General features: G+C 35.2%; 13 protein-coding genes. 6 read left to right on the top strand and 7 right to left on the bottom strand.

What is annotated here, in order from left to right:
* Positions 1 to 24: 24 nt before the first annotated feature.
* The 4 genes from IPK91_09725 (at position 25) to IPK91_09710 (ending at position 1,835) form a co-directional block, all read left to right on the top strand.
* Entirely contained in the window at positions 25 to 498 is a 474-nt protein-coding gene (locus IPK91_09725) for a hypothetical protein (protein ID MBK8297535.1), read from the top strand.
* Positions 499 to 515: 17 nt separating this feature from the next.
* Positions 516 to 845 carry a hypothetical protein gene (locus IPK91_09720; protein MBK8297534.1) on the top strand — a complete coding sequence of 110 codons (330 nt, stop codon included), beginning with the start codon at positions 516 to 518 and terminating at the stop codon, positions 843 to 845.
* A gap of 120 nt (positions 846 to 965) precedes the next feature.
* Positions 966 to 1,385 carry an SRPBCC family protein gene (locus tag IPK91_09715; GenBank protein ID MBK8297533.1) on the top strand — a complete coding sequence of 140 codons (420 nt, stop codon included), beginning with the start codon at positions 966 to 968 and terminating at the stop codon, positions 1,383 to 1,385.
* An 18-nt stretch (positions 1,386 to 1,403) separates the two neighbouring features.
* A complete protein-coding gene (locus IPK91_09710; protein MBK8297532.1) occupies positions 1,404 to 1,835 on the top strand; it encodes a VOC family protein in 432 nt (143 codons plus the stop codon).
* Position 1,836: 1 nt separating this feature from the next.
* Here the strand turns inward: IPK91_09710 and IPK91_09705 are convergent, their stop codons facing one another.
* Complete coding sequence (locus IPK91_09705) at positions 1,837 to 2,280, bottom strand: GNAT family N-acetyltransferase (protein MBK8297531.1); 444 nt, start codon at positions 2,278 to 2,280, stop codon at positions 1,837 to 1,839.
* A gap of 12 nt (positions 2,281 to 2,292) precedes the next feature.
* Complete coding sequence (locus tag IPK91_09700) at positions 2,293 to 2,865, bottom strand: hypothetical protein (protein MBK8297530.1); 573 nt, start codon at positions 2,863 to 2,865, stop codon at positions 2,293 to 2,295.
* 115 nt (positions 2,866 to 2,980) lie between these two features.
* Between IPK91_09700 and IPK91_09695 the strand changes: the two genes are divergently transcribed.
* Positions 2,981 to 3,403, top strand: coding sequence for an SRPBCC domain-containing protein (locus tag IPK91_09695; protein MBK8297529.1), 423 nt, complete (start codon positions 2,981 to 2,983; stop codon positions 3,401 to 3,403).
* Between the two features lie 22 nt (positions 3,404 to 3,425).
* On the opposite strand, the gene IPK91_09690 is transcribed toward IPK91_09695, so the two are convergent.
* The 4 genes from IPK91_09690 to IPK91_09675 all read right to left on the bottom strand — a co-directional run bounded on the left by IPK91_09690 (position 3,426) and on the right by IPK91_09675 (position 7,208).
* Complete coding sequence (locus IPK91_09690; GenBank protein ID MBK8297528.1) at positions 3,426 to 3,977, bottom strand: cupin domain-containing protein; 552 nt, start codon at positions 3,975 to 3,977, stop codon at positions 3,426 to 3,428.
* Between the two features lie 20 nt (positions 3,978 to 3,997).
* The gene (locus IPK91_09685) at positions 3,998 to 4,990 is read right to left on the bottom strand and encodes a cytochrome c (protein ID MBK8297527.1); all 993 of its coding nucleotides are present in this window, start codon (positions 4,988 to 4,990) and stop codon (positions 3,998 to 4,000) included.
* 562 nt (positions 4,991 to 5,552) lie between these two features.
* Positions 5,553 to 6,182 (bottom strand): 16S rRNA (guanine(527)-N(7))-methyltransferase RsmG, encoded by a 630-nt coding sequence (gene rsmG, locus IPK91_09680; GenBank protein MBK8297526.1) that lies wholly within the window; start codon positions 6,180 to 6,182, stop codon positions 5,553 to 5,555.
* Positions 6,183 to 7,208: a glycosyltransferase gene (locus IPK91_09675; protein ID MBK8297525.1), complete on the bottom strand. Its 1,026-nt coding sequence runs from the start codon at positions 7,206 to 7,208 to the stop codon at positions 6,183 to 6,185.
* 148 nt (positions 7,209 to 7,356) lie between these two features.
* Here IPK91_09675 and IPK91_09670 point away from each other — a divergent pair, with 148 nt between their 5' ends.
* Complete coding sequence (locus tag IPK91_09670) at positions 7,357 to 12,345, top strand: hypothetical protein (GenBank protein MBK8297524.1); 4,989 nt, start codon at positions 7,357 to 7,359, stop codon at positions 12,343 to 12,345.
* 163 nt (positions 12,346 to 12,508) lie between these two features.
* On the opposite strand, the gene IPK91_09665 is transcribed toward IPK91_09670, so the two are convergent.
* Positions 12,509 to 13,591 carry a hypothetical protein gene (locus IPK91_09665; GenBank protein ID MBK8297523.1) on the bottom strand — a complete coding sequence of 361 codons (1,083 nt, stop codon included), beginning with the start codon at positions 13,589 to 13,591 and terminating at the stop codon, positions 12,509 to 12,511.
* Positions 13,592 to 13,645: the final 54 nt, after the last annotated feature.

The following is a 13,645-nucleotide window of genomic DNA, read 5'->3' as shown; positions in this document are numbered from 1 at the left end:
AATTTGTATCTTTGATAAAAGGAAATGATTAATTCAAGTACAAATCGGATCATTTTATTCAAACATGGCTTTTCGCTAAATGCCTTTTTTCTTATTTGTGTTTTATTTTTTTCGCACTGCAGGGTGCATCTATTGCCTGAATTTGATGCCGCCATTTTAGAACAAATAGATCAAACGGCAAAACGAGTAGATAAATTTTATTTAGAATTATTGGAATTGGATCCCGCAAATTTACACAAGCGATCGTATTCAAGTTGTAGCGATAGTTATATCACTATTCAGTCTGAATTAAACTCCCTTTACATTAAAAATAAAATTCGCCCGCTAAATAAGAACACGTTGCGAATCGTAGAAATTACACGAGATCTTTGGATTAAGTATAAAAGTGAACACAAGCAAGCCCAGACACTAACGAATGGTGTCATTGAACTCAACAGGCAATCCATGGAAGAATTGTTTTATACCATGCGGATTGCAGAAAAAATAAAAAAGCAATAAATTAAGGCATACAATTTATGGCAACTATAAATATAGATGAGCTAATGACCGATATGCTTTCTGCTATAAAATCCACCGTATCAAATCACTGGAAAGAAATTAAGGATAGCATGCAACAATTTTTAATTGCAAGAAAAGCTCGTTTTGAATTATTAGCAGAATTGCGCATTTCCGGAGAATTGAGTCAAGAACATTTTGAATCAAGACTGGAAGACGAAAAGCGAATTGCTGAAGCAGAGATGCAAGCTTTGGAAGTCATTTCAAAAGCCATGGCACAAAAAGCTGCCAATGCAGCTATTGATATATTTCAAAAGGCAGTAGGGGCTGCCATAAAAACGGTATTGTAGTTAGAATAAATTTAATTCTTGATTCAATAACTCGTTTACTTATTTCAATCATTTTAGGAACTAGTGGAAATCAATTTACTTTCATAATTTATTTTTATTTTTACGGCCTTAATTTAAATTATGGAAAAAATATTTATTGAAGTCAGCGTAACTGTAAAGTCAAGCCTTGATACTATTTGGGAATGCTGGAATGACCCAAAGCATATTGTAAACTGGAATTTTGCTTCTGATGATTGGTGTGCGCCTCGAGCAACAGTAGATTTAAGATCTGGTGGCAGCTTCTTATGCAGGATGGAAGCCAAAGATGGAAGCATGGGTTTTGATTTTAATGGAATTTATGATCTGGTACAACCAAAAGATCGCATAGAATACACCCTGGAAGACGGACGCACGGTCAGCATACATTTCATGAAGGATAATGAAGGAATCCTTGTTGTTGAGAAGTTTGAAGCCGAAAATGAAAACTCTTTGGAATTACAGCAAACAGGATGGCAAGCCATCTTAAATAATTTTAAACAATACGTAGAATCTATTTCTTAGAAACGATTAATTCAAAATATGACTGACCAATTATATCCTTGTTTATGGTTTGATGGCAATGCTAAAGAGGCTGCCAGTTTTTATTGCAGTATTTTTAAAGATGGCAAAATTACTGCAGATACTCCCATGGTTGTAAATTTTGAAATTATGGGTAAAAAATTTATGGGACTAAATGCAGGACCCATGTTTAAATTTAGTGAAGCAATATCTTTTGTGATTGACTGTGATACGCAGCAGGAAATTGATTATTATTGGGATCAATTAACCAAAGATGGCGGATTGGAAGTAGAATGTGGTTGGGTAAAAGATAAATTTGGGCTCTCCTGGCAAATCGTTCCAAAAATCTTAGGTACCCTGATGCAAGATCCTCAAAAAGCGCCCCAAGTCCTTGCAGTTATTATGAAAACCAAGAAATTTAATTTGGAGGAACTAGAGGAAATTCGTAATTGATTCAAGTTTCCCATTCATAAAAATTATGATCTGTATCTAACACAAATCCGGTTTTAGGATATAATGCATTTCCAATAGTATTTAATTTAGCTGTTTCTAAAGTAATTGCTACTGCATTGGTTTCGCGAGCGAGTTGTTTGGCCCGATCAATCAATAACACGGAGATTCCCTGACTGCGATATTCCGGGGCTACAAACAGATCATTCAATAGCCAAAGTCTTTTTAAACGGGTGGAAGAAAACAATGGATACAATTGAACAAATCCAATAATTTTGGAATCATTCGTTTCTGCTAGATATAGTTCTGATTCGTTGTTTTTGATTCGATCTCCTAAGAATATTTTTGCGGCATTCAAGTCACTTGATTTATTGTAAAATACACGGTAGGCATCAAACAACATTGAAAGCGCATTTAGATCATCAAGAGTAGCTTTTCTAATAATCATTTTAAACAAAAATTATTTTACAAATTTAAAGATCCCCTTAGAATTCAAATACATATTAATTTTTTGAATAGCAAGTAATATATGTACGAATGCAAATAAAATCGAACCAGGTAAAACCAAGCGTATTAATTTTTCAAAAACTTGGAAGTTGTTTGAATTATTGAAATCGTGTACCAAAACAAATTGATGTTCAATAATATTAATTTTAGTGGCTAAAAATACAGCGATCAGCGCAAAGTGAAATCCATTGACAAATAAGTGCAAGATGTATTCCCAGCGAGGAAGTCCACCCATGAATGCGCGACTATCTTTCTCTGAATAAGCATCAATTCCTAATACAATACTATCCAAAATAACAATCAATAAACCAATGAACAATCCTGTTGTATTCAGATGGTTTAGAAACAGAAAGTACAAAATTAAAGGAAAAAATATAGCCCGCAAGGTATGTGTTAAATGTTCTATGCGGCTGTCCGGTTGATTTTGAAGTTGGTAGCGTATAAGATGTAGGTATAATCCATCAAAAAGAGCTAACAGCGCAACCACAACGAGTAAAACTGATAAAGTTAAAAATGACATTTCCATATTGAGGTAAAAATAGTACATTTTTATTTTACATTCTGAAAGCTCCCATTTAGTTTAAATGTTTTATTGAATCTAATTCAAAGTCTTGGTGTATTTTAGTGCTTTTAATTTACGTATGATTCGAATAGAGAAACAATTTCAAGCGCCCATTTCAAAAGTTTGGGATGCGATTTCCAATAAGAATACTATGAAAAAATGGTATTTTGACATTGCTGATTTTGAACTTGCTGAAGGGCATGAATTTAATTTTTGGGCAGGACCTCCTGATGGGAAGGAATGGCATCACCGTTGTGTTATTCAAGAACTAATCCCTGAAAAAAAACTGAGTCATAGCTGGACATATCCGGGATACGATGGGGAAACTTTGGTTAGTTGGGAATTGATTAAGATATCAGATGAACTAACCCAAATTAACTTTAGCCATGAATTTATAAAAGCATTTCCTGACGATGTCGAGGAACTAAAGCTAGAAAATTTTCAAGAGGGTTGGACTTATATTATTAATATTGGTTTGAAGGAATTTTTAGAAAACGAATAAGCTTTATTTATTTAGCATTCGATCATTTAATAGGCTTAGGTGCATTCTTGAATTTCTTGTACTTTCCAAAAAGATGTCCAAGGAAATAGGTGATTGGAATGATAATTTTTTTCACAATAAGAGGCATTTCGGGCATACCGTATTCGTTTTTGTATTTAACCAACAAAAAGGCCGCATCGAAAGCTTCTGGTCGGCTTGAACCTGAGTTCCGTTGTGCTGCATAAAGGGTATCCAGGTAAAAGATAAGACTATTTACGGGTTTAACCCAGGCATCAATTATGAGTTCTTCCGATCCTGCATTCCAAAATCGATGTGCTGTATTTTTATTGAAAAATAATGTTTCTCCTTTGGAGTAGTATTTGGCTTCCTGTCCGGCAATTTGGCAACCAGCCTTTCCTTGAATAATAGTAAACCCTTCATCTTGAAGATAGTGAATATGCATGGCTGGACCTGCGTTTGATGTACAGCGTCCTTCGATAAGAATTTTTGCACCATCGGGTTCCTGGATAATTTCCTTGAATGTTATTGTCTCTCCTTGTCCATTCTCAATGGTATGTGGTAACGTAAAGTTCATAGTATACTATTTATAAAATATTAATGGGTTGTTTTTGTATTAGCAAGTAGTACGGTTTTTTCAATTTTATTATCAACGGGTTCTAAAGAGTTTAAATAACGGTATAGTGCTTTTAAATCCAAATCATCCATTCGACTGAATGAGCCCCAAGGCATTGGACTTGTTTTATGAACACGTCCAGCTCTAAATCGTGCAACAAATGCATTTTCTCCCCATTCAGACATGATTCCGCTTGTTGGATGCGGTGTTAAGTTAGGAGAGATAAATGCGACACCCTCACTCAACGCATCTGCTTCATAAAACATTCCACCAGCAAAAGGTTTTCCAATAAATTCACCTGTTTTCAAGTCCCGGTTTGTATGACAGCCAACACAATCTGCAACAGAATTGGCCAGGTATTTCCCATAGCTAATACTGGTATCTCTAATTATTGATTTGGGTGGTATTCCATCGGGCCCTTCAGCCTTGATTAAATTGAATGCTGCCAATGCTTTGCCAAGAAAAGTCAATTCACTGCGTTTTACCTGATGCTTCACGGGTGTTTGTGATTTTAAAAATGAAACAATAGCCGTTAAATCTTCATCACTCAAATTGCGAAAAGACATAAACGGGGCAATGAAACGATGATCATATCCTACCATGTAGCGCAGTGTTCTTGCAATTTCACCATCGGTTAAATTTCCGATACCTGTTTCTTTATCAGGTGTAATATTTGGCGCACGAAACGTACCCGGAGGAATTGATAATTCCCATCCACCACTCAAAGGAATTAAATCCCCTTTTTCAACTTCCAAATATTTGTCCATGGGAACATGACACGTGCCGCAATGTGCAGGCCCATAAGCCAAATATTTTCCCCTGGCAATGACTGCAGAATCTGTGCTGGCAGCTATTTCTGGATAGGGAGCATTAAGTGTTTTTTGCCAATTTAATTGGACATAAACAATCAAACCTATGCAGATTAACAACAGGATCAGACCTGTCCATTTTAGCGTTTTGATTATTTTTTTCATATGTGCCTTTTTTTGGTGAAAATTGAATTGTTTTGAGTAACAAAATTACCACCAAGTATTTCCCAAATTAATAGGCAAATCTGCTGAAATGTACTACGCAGAACTGCGTATTTCATGTTGGTATTCTATTGGATTTTTGCGTGGAACCCTTATTTATAAGTTCATTGAATATGCGGTTTCCTAATTTAGTTTGTAGTCTTTAGTCTGGAGTCATAAAGCAGATAAGGCAAATTCACAAATTTTGCATAGGTTCATTATTCAATTTTTTTCAGAATTGTAGCATTGTAGCATTGCAGAATCAACCTTCAGACTTCCAATCAATAGTCAACAGTTAGTAGTCAGTAAAGTAGATAAGGCAAATTCACAAATTTTGCATAGGTTCATTATTCCATTATTTCAGAATTGCAGCAATGTAGCATTGCAGAATCAACCTTCAGACTTCCAATCAATAGTCAACAGTTAGTAGTCAGGAGTCAGTAAAGCAGATAAGGCAAATTCACAAATTTTGCATAGGTTTATTGTTCCATTATTTCAGAATTGCAGCATTGTAGTATTGTATTAATCAATGCAATTGCAAATACACTAATTTTTTTTCCTGAAAGTAAGCTTCAGGAAATTTTTGATGGATGTCATAGGTTTCAAAATAAGCCTTCTTTTTAATTTCACGAATTTCTTCCGTGAGATCACCGCCTTTATATGCCAGGACTCCATTGGGTAAGGCAGTTACAGCATCACGCAACAATAAAGGTTTTGAATATTGAATCAATTGATCCAAACTGCAAACGGCTCGACTCACAATAAAATGAAATTTTTCCTTGCAGTCTTCAGCGCGAAGATGCATTGCTTTTAAATTTTTTAATCCCAATTGTTCCGCAATTTCAGTAAGCACTTTAATTTTTTTACCAGTACCATCTATTGCAGTAAACTGTATTTCCGGATAGTAAATTGCCAATGGAATTGCAGGAAATCCGCCGCCGGTACCTAAATCCAATAGTCTGCATTTGGAATTCCAATTTACGAATGCAGTTATCGTTAAGGAATGCAATACATGATGCAAGTAGAATGACTCCATATCTTTTCTGGATATGACATTAATTTTAGCGTTTTGTTCCTCGTACAGCACTTTTAATTTCAAAAAATTCGAACGCTGAACACTTGTAATATCCGGAAAATAGCGATCAATCGTATCCATTTACCAATGCTTTTTTTTGATCCAAAGAAATGGAAATTGTAAAATTAAATGAATGCAATATAAAACTTGCAATATAGGAAAATAGCCACTAAGTCCTTTTTCTTTAATAATTTTCAATTTAGTATAAAATACAGGCCAACTCACAAGCAAGTGACAAACATACAACGAAGATGCTGTGAAATAGTTTTTATAATAAATCAATAGGATAATACAAAAGTATAGACCAATAAAAGAGCTGAAATATATCAGTAACAGCGTGCTCGATATCAAATTGTAATGAAGCGATGCTGCATAATGCCGCCATCGTTGTTTAAAATACCTTGCGTACGTCCTTTTAGCTTCACTGCAAATAAATGAATCCGGTATTAAACAATTCGTTGTATTCTTAGAATCAGAAACAGCATTGATTAAAAGGTCATCGTCACCATAGATTTTTTCGTTTTGCAAAGCAATAGGGTTGAAAACAGTTTTGTGATACATTAAATTTCGACCGCTACCCATATATGGAAAACCAGCTTGAGATGCAGACAAATACTGTAATGCATTGAAACAGCATTCGAAACGAATGAATCGGTTTAAAATACCCGGTGTAAATTGATAGGGTGCATAGCCAAGAATGATTTTTTGATTGTTATTTAAACAAGCTACCATCGATTTTAACCACATAGGTCCAGTAGGTTTACAATCTGCATCTGTCAGTGCCAACCAGTCAAATTTTGCATTCGAAATGCCTAAAGTAAGTGCTTGTTTTTTCCCTTCCTGTGTTTTTTGGTTTTTAAAATAACTGATTTTATCAGTGAATTTAGAAATTTCATGAATCCAGGCTTCTAATCCGTCCGTTGAATCGTCATCAACGATCAAAAGTTCGAAATGAGGATAATCCTGTTCCAGAAACAAATGAACGTTGTGTTTAAATTCTGATAATTGATTTCGAACACAAATTATAATACTCACAGACGGCCAATTCTCTGGAATTGGTTTTTGATGTACTTGAGTTAATCTATTGTAAATCAATAACCAATACATTGAGAAAATTCCCAAACATCCAAAACCAACATAGACTAGCAAGGCTTCCAACGGAATAAAGGTAAAAAATTCAATTCTAGCTTTAAATATTATAAAAATATTTAATATGTTTGCAGTTGATTATCTACCCAAAAATTCAATTTTATCTATGATTCGTTCAATTTTATTGATTTTTTTACTCTTTGCTGCGAACGCTGTTTTTGCTCAAATGCAATTTCAGGGTCAAGCCCTTTATGGCAATGAATGGATCCGTTCCAATCAGACCTATCTTAAATTTAAGATTACCGAAGATGGGGTTTACAAAATCAGCTATCAGGATTTGCATCAGGCCGGTTTTCCACTTGGAGCAGTTGAAATCAACAGATTGCATTTGATCTGTTTAGCTCAGGATGTGAAATTAATTCGCTCAACCGAAGGCTTGATGGGAACGGATGATTACCTCTTATTTTATGGAAAGAAAAACAGAGCTGAATTGGATGCGCCTTTGTTTGCAGATCCAACTGTCTTAATGAATCCAGAATACAGTATGCACAATGATACGGCATCGTATTATTTGACTTGGGATCATACAATCAATTCCAATGTAGTTGAAAAAATTGAAAATGATTTATCAGCACCTTTGCCAAAAGATTTGTATTATTTAAATACACATTTAGATGTTTTCACTGAGATATCATTTAAACGAGGAGTTGGTTATGGCAATGCACAAAAATTTCCTTTATTTGATGGGTGTCAGGGATTTGCTACAGATCATTTCAAGAGTCGTGAATTTGACTTAAAATTTAAACATTTATTTAAAGCAGGACCTAATACAAAGATTACAGCGCGCATTGGAGGTTATGGAGAGGATAATTCTGCACATAAATTAAATTTTTTACTTGATGGACAAGCCATTGATGATGATTTGTTTGCAGGATATAAGGTTCGTATAAAAGAAATTAATCGTAGTACTGCAGACTTAAATGAATCCATGCGCCTGGGTATAGAGGCCGTTTCAAATCCAGAAGACCAAATAGTAGTTGCTACCCTTGAATACACCTATCCTGCAGAATTCGTTTTTGACCAAAATAAATATGCAAAAATTAAAATTGGTCCTGGTCCAATACGAAAATATCTTGAAATTGAAGATTTTGATGGTGGAACTGAAATGTTTGTATACGATATTACAAATAATTTTTATTTAAAAAGTATCCGGGAAGCAAATGGTATCTATAAAATTACCATTCCGGAATCAGCTACCGAGCGCGAACTGATATTATTTAATACTTCATCCATCAAATCGATTTCTGGTTTGCAAACAATGGATTTTTTGGATATCAAACCTGGAGACTATAATTATTTAATACTCTATCATCCTAACTTAACGGATGATGGCCACGGATCGAATTATGTGCAGGAATATGCAGATTACAGGGCATCACAGGCAGGGGGTGCTTACAAAGTGGCTCTAATAAATGTTGAAGCATTATACGATGTATTTGCATATGGAATTCATACACATCCATTGGCTGTAAAAAACTTTGTGCAGTTTGCAAAAACGATCTGGTCAAATTTAAATTATTGTTTGGTTATTGGAAAAGGTTTGGAGTATCCTTATTACCGTAAAAATGGCGTGGACCCCAATTTCTTTTTTGTACCAACTTTTTCTTCACCAGCTGCAGACATTATGCTGGTCACAAATAGCCAAAATGATGCACTTTGTTCATTTGGAAGATTGCCGGTTATCAATGGCACAGAAATTAAAAATTATTTAAACAAAGTCAAGTCTCATGAAAATTATTTGCGTACTGCAAATCATACCATCGAAGAAAAAGAATGGGAGAAACGCATCGTTCATTTATCAGGAGGTGATCCAAGTATCTATACACAGATAAGTGGCCAGTTAAATGGTATGGAACAAGTAATTGAGGATAATTTATTTGGAGCCAATGTTCAAACATTTTATAAACAAAGTAGCAGTACCATCGAGGTAGCTAATAGTGAGAAATTGAAAAATTCAATCAATGAAGGAAGCTCGATCATTGCATTTATGGGACATTCAGCGGCAATCCGTCTGGATTTTAATTTGGAGAATGTAGATTCATATAAAAACAAGGACAGATATCATTTATTTATGGCTATGGGTTGTTATGCTGGTTCGATGTTTGCACCCAATCGATCCATCAGTGAAGATCACAACCTTGCACCTGAAAAAGGCTCCATTGTTTATCTGGCAAATACCACTGCAGGTTTTCCAGATATTTTGGGAGTTTATGGTTCGGAATTTTATAAGCAAATTGGTACTAAATTTTATGGCGGTACGATCGGAGATGCCATCCGAGAGACCTATCACAATATGAGGTCCCAGGGCGGAGAACGATTATTGACTCAAGCCTATTCTACAAGTTTTAATGGAGATCCGGCTGTAAAATTGAATGTGAATACATTCCAGGATTATACCATTGATGCTAAATCGGTCCGAACGAATCCTGCACTCGTATTTAATAATCAGAAAGAATTTGAAATTAATTTTGAAGTTGTCAATTTGGGCGCTTATACAAAGGATAGCATTCTGATAAATATTGATATCCGTCAGGCAAATGGTAAAATTGTTCCTGTAACCGTTTTCAAAATTGCCACTCCATCAACCCGTCGCCTTGTTAGTGTTAAAATTCCAATGAATGGTGAAGAATCGATAGGTTACAATAGTATTTATGTTAAATTGGACGGAGCCAATGAATTGGCTGAAGGACCTTTAGCCGATGCAGAAAATAATAATGAATTAATTATTCAAGGACAACGCGGATATAGTTTGTATATTTTTGGAAATGAAGCTCGTCCAGTTTTTCCTCAGGAATTTTCAATAGTCAGTGAAGACAATTTAAAATTGATTGCTTCAAATGGCAACACACTGGCTGCAAGTGGAAGCTATTTTATTGAATTGGATACTACAGAATATTTCAATAGCGCATTGAAACTGTCAACACAAATTCAACAAACCGGTGGAGTAATTAGCTGGACACCCAATGTTAATTTAATGCCAGACCGCGTGTATTATTGGAGAATTGCACCCGACAGCACTGGATCAGGAGTCTTCGCATGGAGAAATTCATCATTCATTTACGTACCGGGAAGTTCAGCTGGATGGAATCAATCGCATTATTTTCAACATAAGAAAAACGATTTTTATAAAATGAATTTAAACGAACCGGATCGCCAGTTTAAATATGCTGAATCCTTTGTAGAAATTCGTGCAAATAATGGATACATTGAATTGCCAACGTACATCAGACCTCGAGTATATGTTGGCACCGATGTAGCAGCTGATTATGATTATTGGAATTACAGTTCGGATTTTTCAGGGATTGTTGTCAATGTATTTGATCCAATTACCGGAAAAATGTGGATTAATCAAAGTGGTGGAGATTTTAATAGTTTGAATCATCCTGGTTATATAAATAAACCATTTTTTGTATTTAAGACTTCCAGTCAGGCAGAACGTGCTGCATTAATTCAATTTTTAGAGCAGTATATTCCAAACGATCACGTTGTGATTTTTAGCACAATGACACAATATCAAAATTCATATTATCCAGAGTTATGGGAATCGGATGGCCCGAATAATTTATACACCGTATTGGAACGTTTTGGTGCAAAGGAAATTCGAAGTTTAAGATCTTTCAGCTCTGTGCCGTACATCATGTTATTCCGAAAAGGAAGACCAGAGTTTGAAGTAAAGGAAAGTATTGGAAACTTTATGGATGAAAATGAAATTTCTCATTCTTTTACCATTCCGCAAACTTCAGGATTTGTGCAATCCAGAATTATTGGTCCTGCAAAATCCTGGTCAAACTTTTTGTGGGATTATAAAAACTTTAATGGAGCTGAAGATGTACAGGAAATAAACATTTATGGTGTTGATGCTTTTGGAAATGAAACCAAACTCGTGGGTCCAATAACAGATAAATTATATGATTTATCGAGTGTAAGTTCTGCACAGTTCCCCAAATTAAAACTTGAATGGAAAACGTCTGATACCCTTAAGCGATCAACCCCGGAATTGGATTATTGGCGTGTGCTTTACAAGGGGCTGCCGGATGCGGCCTTCAATCCAAGTAAATATTATAAAAAAGCGAAGGATACCATTAATCAAGGGGATGTATTGGATTTGGAAATTCTGGCACAAAATATCGGTGCAGCAGATATGGATAGTTTGTTGGTAAAATTTACGGTTGTAAGTCAAAGCAATCAGCAAATAGTAACTTACAAACGGTTCGCCTCCATGGCAAGTTTGGCTTTCCAAAAAATTCCGTTTAGTTTTAATTCTTCAAAAATATATGGCGCTTATAAATTGTTTATTGAGTTAAATCCAAACAATGATCAGGCAGAGTTGAATACCTTTAATAATACTGCCATTATCCCATTTTTCGTACGGCGTGATAAGTTGAAACCTTACATGGATGTTACTTTTGATCGATTAAAAATATTTAATGCTGAAATCGTTTCCAGTAAATCACATATTGAAATTAGTCTGCAAGATGAAAACAAGGATTTGCTCTTAAACGATACCAGTGTGTTTACAATTCGGATTAAGGAACCAGGTGCCACACCACAACGTGTTTATTTTGCAAATCAACAAGTGCAATTTGTACCTGCAGGAGGAAACAGTAAGACCGTAAAAGCTATAATCCAAGGCGACTTTAAATTGGATGGAATCCACACCTTATATGTCAATGCAATTGACGGTTCTGGAAATTCAGCCACGGATCAGGATTATCAAGTGGATTTTACAATTGTAAAAAAATCATCGGTTGGAAATTTATTTAATTATCCCAATCCGTTTGTGAATAAAACACGCTTTGTGTATACCTTGACAGGGGATGCGCTTCCTGAAAATTATATGATTCAGATCCTTACGATTTCTGGCAAATTGGTTCGTGAAATTACCAAAGATGAATTAGGTCCGCTAGCAATTGGAACGCACATGACCCATTTTGAATACAATGGCACAGATCAATTTGGTGAAAAATTGGCGAATGGAGTTTATCTATACCGTTTTATTGTAAAAGAAAGAAATAACAAATCCTGGGATAAATTTGATACCCATACAGATCAGTATTTCAAAAATGATTTTGGTAAAATGGTCATATTGAGATAAGACAAAATCAGTATTCAGCCAAAATCAATAGTCAGGAATTAGTAGTCAGAAGTCAGTAAATGTGGCTTGTAGCCCTTAAGCTAACAGTCTAATAGTCTAATTGTCCAATAGTCTAATAGTCTATCAGTCTAATAGTCTAACAGCCCTCCAGCCCTTCAGCCTTTCAGCCCTCTTCCCTGACATCTATTTCATCCCAAAGTTGACATAGATCCAGAAAAAATTTTACCGTCCAATTGGTATAGCGAAACGGAAAATAATTTTTCCAAATGGGTATAGAGGATGGAAACGCTCCTTTATGTTCTGCAGATCCTGATTTTATTTGCCATTGAAGTATGGATGGAATAAGTTGTTCGGCTGCTTCTTTATAGTGATTTTGATAGGTCCTTTGATATGCTTTTAACAATAATATACAAATTTGAATTTGGCCGGTAACACAGATAAATGAGTAATCACCTGTTATATTATTTTCATAATAAGCTGGGATCTTATGATGTGAATGGATTTGATCGCAGATTCGATTTAATATTTCAAGTATATATTTTTCAATGTGTTGATCATTTAGCAGGATGGCAGATTCCAGAAATCCTTCCAATGCATAGGCTACTGGATGGCTCAGTGCACGTTTATTCGGTTCAAAACCACAGTTATTAAAAAATCCGAATTCGTTTTTATTTTTAAATAAATAATTCAAGGATTTATTTAAATGCTCTTGTTTCGTATTGTTAAAGTATGTTTGATCAATTTGTAAAAGAGGCCAAATGCTACGACTGTAATAGCTTGCAAAATAGCCGGGTTGATATAAGTGAGATTTAAAAATACCCTGCGCATCATCAATGTTATTTAGTAATGCATCATACGATTTTTCCAAGGTAAGAAAAATACCAGGATCGGGGGAGAATTTATAAGCCGCGTCAAGACCAAATAAAATTTGGGCAGTGTTAAAAGCACTTTTAGTTTTAAAGTCAACACCCGAATGATAAAATCCATCTTTTGATTGGATGGATTGCAACCAATGAGTACATGCAATTCCTACGGATATTGCTTCTGCATTTTTAGTTGAAAGCAAATTTTCAATAAGGTAACCACTTGTTTCTGGATAATCCTTTTGCCAAGCTAAAAAAGACGGTAGGTACATCCAACGACTGTGTGGGAACCCACCTTGTCCAAAATGATGGTAACTTGTAAGGAGCCAGTTTAAACTGTCCTGAGCAGCCTGTTTGAGTTGATCGCGAAACGCTGGATCCATTTATGCAAAGTAAATCTTTTTATTGGAATTGTCAGGTGCTGTGTACTACTTTTG

The sequence above is a fragment of the Saprospiraceae bacterium genome (genome assembly GCA_016712145.1).
In the GTDB taxonomy this organism is placed as follows: domain Bacteria; phylum Bacteroidota; class Bacteroidia; order Chitinophagales; family Saprospiraceae; genus Vicinibacter.
This window is presented reverse-complemented; position numbering and strand designations above follow the sequence as displayed.

Excerpts from the sequence above, each read along its gene's own strand:
- IPK91_09685 (MBK8297527.1), bottom strand. The coding sequence starts at position 4,990 with ATGAAAAAAATAATCAAAACGCTAAAATGGACAGGTCTGATCCTGTTG.
- IPK91_09675 (MBK8297525.1), bottom strand. The coding sequence starts at position 7,208 with ATGTATTGGTTATTGATTTACAATAGATTAACTCAAGTACATCAAAAA.
- IPK91_09710 (MBK8297532.1), top strand. The coding sequence starts at position 1,404 with ATGACTGACCAATTATATCCTTGTTTATGGTTTGATGGCAATGCTAAA.
- rsmG (MBK8297526.1), bottom strand. The coding sequence starts at position 6,182 with ATGGATACGATTGATCGCTATTTTCCGGATATTACAAGTGTTCAGCGT.
- IPK91_09695 (MBK8297529.1), top strand. The coding sequence starts at position 2,981 with ATGATTCGAATAGAGAAACAATTTCAAGCGCCCATTTCAAAAGTTTGG.
- IPK91_09690 (MBK8297528.1), bottom strand. The coding sequence starts at position 3,977 with ATGAACTTTACGTTACCACATACCATTGAGAATGGACAAGGAGAGACA.
- IPK91_09720 (MBK8297534.1), top strand. The coding sequence starts at position 516 with ATGGCAACTATAAATATAGATGAGCTAATGACCGATATGCTTTCTGCT.
- IPK91_09665 (MBK8297523.1), bottom strand. The coding sequence starts at position 13,591 with ATGGATCCAGCGTTTCGCGATCAACTCAAACAGGCTGCTCAGGACAGT.
- IPK91_09725 (MBK8297535.1), top strand. The coding sequence starts at position 25 with ATGATTAATTCAAGTACAAATCGGATCATTTTATTCAAACATGGCTTT.
- IPK91_09670 (MBK8297524.1), top strand. The coding sequence starts at position 7,357 with ATGATTCGTTCAATTTTATTGATTTTTTTACTCTTTGCTGCGAACGCT.
- IPK91_09705 (MBK8297531.1), bottom strand. The coding sequence starts at position 2,280 with ATGATTATTAGAAAAGCTACTCTTGATGATCTAAATGCGCTTTCAATG.
- IPK91_09700 (MBK8297530.1), bottom strand. The coding sequence starts at position 2,865 with ATGGAAATGTCATTTTTAACTTTATCAGTTTTACTCGTTGTGGTTGCG.
- IPK91_09715 (MBK8297533.1), top strand. The coding sequence starts at position 966 with ATGGAAAAAATATTTATTGAAGTCAGCGTAACTGTAAAGTCAAGCCTT.